The organism is Kineococcus rubinsiae, assembly GCF_011839805.1.
Taxonomy (GTDB): domain Bacteria; phylum Actinomycetota; class Actinomycetes; order Actinomycetales; family Kineococcaceae; genus Kineococcus; species Kineococcus rubinsiae.
In genome coordinates this window covers 1-4,615 of sequence record NZ_VWPY01000108.1, presented here as the reverse complement: position 1 = coordinate 4,615, position 4,615 = coordinate 1, and the positions used below count along the sequence as shown (strand labels likewise).

The following is a 4,615-nucleotide window of genomic DNA, read 5'->3' as shown; positions in this document are numbered from 1 at the left end:
GGCATAACTTGTTATTTTTGTAATGCTTGATAAATTTTTGAATCAATAAATAGTTCAAACCATTGATCAATAGCTATTTCACCAAACTGATTTGAATAAAAATCACTGTTTGTTTATGACTTCGCCTTTGTCGCCAACCAACACAGTATAGAACCGACACACACCATCAGCGCACCATACCAAAAAGAAAGACCTAATGGCGTACTCAGTAACAATGCAGCAAAAAAAGCGGAAAGCACAGGAATAAAATAAGATGCTCCTGCCAGTAATGTCACATTACCATGCAAAATTCCAACATTCCAAGCTGCATAGCCGAAGCCCATCGCAGCAGCAGCAAAAACCAAGGAAATAGAGGATGACCAATCAAAAATAAAGCCATTCCCCCCCATCACAAGATATTTAATCCAAAGCACGATCGAAACCAAAATAAAGAATAAAGTAATGCCATTTGCTCCCTGAGCGATTCGTGCGGTAAGGGTACAATAAGCCGCCCACAACAATGTCCCAAGAAATGCCAATCCATAACTCAGTGGCTTCTGCTGAATATTGTTAGCCATGCCAATCAAATCAAATCCTTGCTCTCCTCCCAAAACCCAACAAATACCGAGTAGAGAAACAACGAAGCCAGGAATAATCAGAAAATTTGCTTTTTGTTGATTAAATAAAATCGCCGCAACCATCGTGAAAGTTGGCCATAAATAATTGACCATTCCGACTTCAATTGCTTGTCTATTTGTTTGGCTATATCCAATTGAAAGTGAAAGACAAATTTCATAGGCGACAAATAAAAAAGCACCCCAAATCAAATAAGTTTTTGGAAAACTTTTGATAGGCGTCCAACCAACAGAAAGTAATAAGAATATTGAAGCAAGTGTATAGATTAATGCCGCACCACCAACTGCACCAAACTGAGTACTTACTTCTTTAATGAGCGCAACAATTAAACTCCAAAGCAAAATGGCAAGCAGTCCAATCAGTGTTGCTGTTTTTGAGTTCATATTGATATCAATTGAATCTTGGAACCAAAGCAACATGCCATCAATCGGGGCTAAAATGCTGCTTTGGTAAATTTAAAATGAGGCACGCGCCCAGAAAGTATTATTGCTGTTGCTGTTCTTGCTGCCAGCGGCGCTGTTGCAAACGTTCAGCTTCAACTTCACGTTTATTTAAGGCTCGTTCATACAGCTTCGTACCACGCAATTCAGGTGGCAAATAGTCTTGTAATACAAAATGTTCAGGATAATTATGTGGATACAAATAATCCACCCCATATCCTTGTTGCTTCATCAGTTTGGTTGGCGCATTGCGCAAGTGCAATGGTACAGGCAAATTTGCCGTTTTCTCTGCCAACTCTAAGGCACGATTGATGGCTAAATAGGTACTATTACTTTTCGGGCTGGTTGCCAAATAAACTGCGCATTGTCCTAAAATAATACGCGCCTCAGGCATACCCACCGCTTGAACTGAACGGAAGCACTACCCTGCAAGTAACAAGGCATTTGGATTAGAATTTCCAATATCTTCTGATGCCGCAATCAACATGCGACGAGCAATAAATATTGGGTCTTCTCCACCTTTCAGCATTCTTGCCATCCAATACAAGGTAGCATCTGGATCACTTCCCCGAATCGATTTAATAAATGCTGAAACCAGATCGTAGTGCTGCTCACCTGACTTGTCATAACGTGCAATATTCTGCTGTGCAACTTTGACGACAATCGCGTTGGTCACGACATTTTCAACATCAGCTTCAAAAGTACTGGCGATTAAATCAATCAGATTAAGCGCCTTACGTGCATCACCTGCAGCAAACTGAATCAGTGCATCATATTCTTCAACTTGAATAAAACGCTCTTTGAGAAACTTATCACTTTGAATCGCTTTATTGATGAGTGTTTGAATGGCATCAGCATCCAAACTATTCAGCGTATAGACCTGACAACGCGACAGTAAAGCGCTATTAACTTCAAAAGATGGGTTCTCTGTGGTTGCGCCAATCAGCGTAATTTTGCCTTTTTCGACCGCATTTAGTAACGCATCTTGCTGCGATTTATTAAAGCGATGAATCTCATCAATAAAAACTACTGGAGTCAGCAGATCACCACTTTCCGCAATCACTTCTCGCAGCTCTTTTACACCAGTATTCAGCGCAGATAAGCTAATAAATGGGCGATCAACTGCTTGCGCCAGCAATAATGCGATCGTAGTTTTACCTACCCCTGGCGGACCCCAAAAGATAATCGAAGGTAAATGCCCTTGATCAATCATTTGGCGCAAAGGTGCATTTTCACCTAACAAATGATCTTGTCCGATAATTTCGGATAAGTCACGAGGACGTAAACGTTCAGGTAAAGGAATATGCGTATCTGACATCATCACTGACTTTATGCTGTTTTATCCTAGTCTATTGTGTCTGAATCAAATCTACAATTTGAATCTACCAACAACTGATCAAGTTAAGGGGCTGCCTTCTGTTTCAGAATCTGCTGCATCGCTTGATGGGTTGCTTTAATACGCGCTTCATTTGGGAAATTGGTATTGGCGAGCATCACCATACCGATTTTATGCTGAGGGATAAATGCGGCATAAGCTCCAAAGCCATTGGTAGATCCTGTTTTATTAAAATAAGTGGATTGTGAGGCAATTTTGGGTTGTTTGATCAGCGTTACTGCATGGCTTTCTAAAGCCATTTTACTTGAGTTGCCTTGTAAAAGTGTTTCAAGCTTAACGGGATAAGCATATTGCTCCCATCCCAAACCCTGCGTCATTGCACCGACTTTATAATAACCGATATGGGTATTTTCAACGGCTTGACGAATTGGGTGATTTAATTGAGCTGAATTGATCTGTGCATCTAAAAATTTCAGCATATCCGAACTACTGCTTTTGACACCATAGGCTTCAGCATCAAACATCCCCGCTGATACACGGATTGCTTGGTTATTCTTATAGCCCCAAGCATATTGTGACATCTTTTGTTCAGGGACATGAATATAACTCTGCGTCATTCCTAATTGAGGAAGTAAGGTTTTCTCTATCAATTCCGCATATGGCTTTTTCATCGCCAAAGCTGTGACATAACCCATTAAACCAATACTCGGATTTGAGTATTGACGAGCCTCCCCGATTTTGGTTTTTGTTTTCCAGTTGTGAAAATATTGAATCATATCCTGCTGAGTAACAACTTCATCTGGAAATTGCAGTGGAAAGCCACCTGCACTATAAGTTCCCAAATTCAGCAATGTAGCCTGATTCACGGATGTATTTTTAAGTTCAGGGAAGTATTTGGCAGGATGATCCGATAATGACAACCACCCTTGTGCTTGCGCATACCCCGCTAAAGTCGCATTGAACGTTTTACTGACTGAACCAAGTTCAAACAAGGTACTATTAGTCATAGCTTGTTTGCTTTGTAGCGAAGCAACACCATAATTTACAAAGTAATGTTGACCATCTAAAGTCACGGCAACGGCTAAACCAAGAATTTTATATTCCTCTAAAAGTGGTTTAAATTGCTGATCGACAATCTTTTTTATTTGTAGCTCAGTTAAAGGCTGTGCCCACAAACTCGAGCTACAGGACAACAGCCCAATCAACATCAATGTTTTATTTGAAAATAAATTTTGGTATTTCGACTGCATCATTAATCTTTTCACTTTGAGTTCATATTTAGTTTGCATTGAGCTTTAGCAATTTTGCTTGTGGACCATCTTCAATCACCCAAATCGAACCGTCTTGTGCTTGTTGTAAACCACGAATTCGTTGCTTCATATCCAAACGTTGCACATCTTTAACGGGTTGCGATTTTAAATCAACCACAACAATCGACTTGGAAGACAAACCACCAATCAAAGCTTTCTGCTGCCATAACGGGAATTTATCACCCGTGTAAATAATCATGCTTGAAGGTGAAATCACAGGTGTCCAATCGATTGCAGGCGCTTTAAATTCTGGGCGAGTTTTATGATCTGGAATTGGTAATCCTGAGTAATGATCGCCATTCGATACGATTGGATAACCATAGTTCGCGCCTTTAAGAATCTGATTAAGTTCATCACCTCCTTTCGGCCCCATTTCCACTACCCACAATTGTTTTTGGTCATCAAACGCCATACCCAGTGGATTACGATGACCCAATGACCAAATTTCAGCAGTCACGCCACCTTGTTGGCTAAAAGGGTTATCTGATACAGGAGTTCCGTCTTCATTTAAACGTAGAATCTTACCTAGATTGCTTTTCATATCTTGGGCAGGATCGAATTTTTGACGCTCACCTGAACTTACCCAAAGTTTTCCATCAGCACCAAATAACATACGATGAGCATAATGTCCTTGCCCTGACACTTTAGGTACTTGCTGCCAAATTCGTGTTAAATCCGTTAATTTCGGTTGCTCAGGATTAGATAAATCAAGTTTGGCACGAGAAATTTCAGCACCATAACCACCACTGCCTTGCACAGCATAGCTGAGATAAATCCAATGATTATTTTTAAAATCAGGATGCAAGACTACATCACCTAAGCCACCTTGCCCCCCATAACTTACAGTTGGGATGCCCTGAACATTAAGATTCTTCTTAGTTTTAGGATCAAATAATTTTAACTGTCCTTTACGC

The 4,615-nt window shown here is 40.4% G+C and carries 3 protein-coding genes and 1 pseudogene; all 4 read right to left on the bottom strand.

Translation table 11 applies throughout. The features are described from left to right. Window positions 1–113: 113 nt before the first annotated feature. Window positions 114–998: an aromatic amino acid DMT transporter YddG gene (yddG, locus tag F1544_RS27060; protein ID WP_035336111.1), complete on the bottom strand. Its 885-nt coding sequence runs from the start codon at window positions 996–998 to the stop codon at window positions 114–116. A 100-nt stretch (window positions 999–1,098) separates the two neighbouring features. Further along, a pseudogene (locus F1544_RS27055) lies at window positions 1,099–2,373 on the bottom strand (replication-associated recombination protein A). Window positions 2,374–2,456: 83 nt separating this feature from the next. Further along, entirely contained in the window at window positions 2,457–3,644 is a 1,188-nt protein-coding gene (gene ampC / locus F1544_RS27050) for a class C beta-lactamase (RefSeq protein ID WP_167588528.1), read from the bottom strand. Between the two features lie 25 nt (window positions 3,645–3,669). After that, window positions 3,670–4,615, bottom strand: a 946-nt coding sequence (locus F1544_RS27045) for a PQQ-dependent sugar dehydrogenase (protein WP_167588527.1), incomplete at its 5' end; no start/stop codon positions are given.

Bases quoted from the DNA above. Each gene is read 5' to 3' on its own strand.
- yddG (WP_035336111.1), bottom strand. From the start codon at position 998: ATGAACTCAAAAACAGCAACACTGATTGGACTGCTTGCCATTTTGCTT.
- ampC (WP_167588528.1), bottom strand. From the start codon at position 3,644: ATGATGCAGTCGAAATACCAAAATTTATTTTCAAATAAAACATTGATG.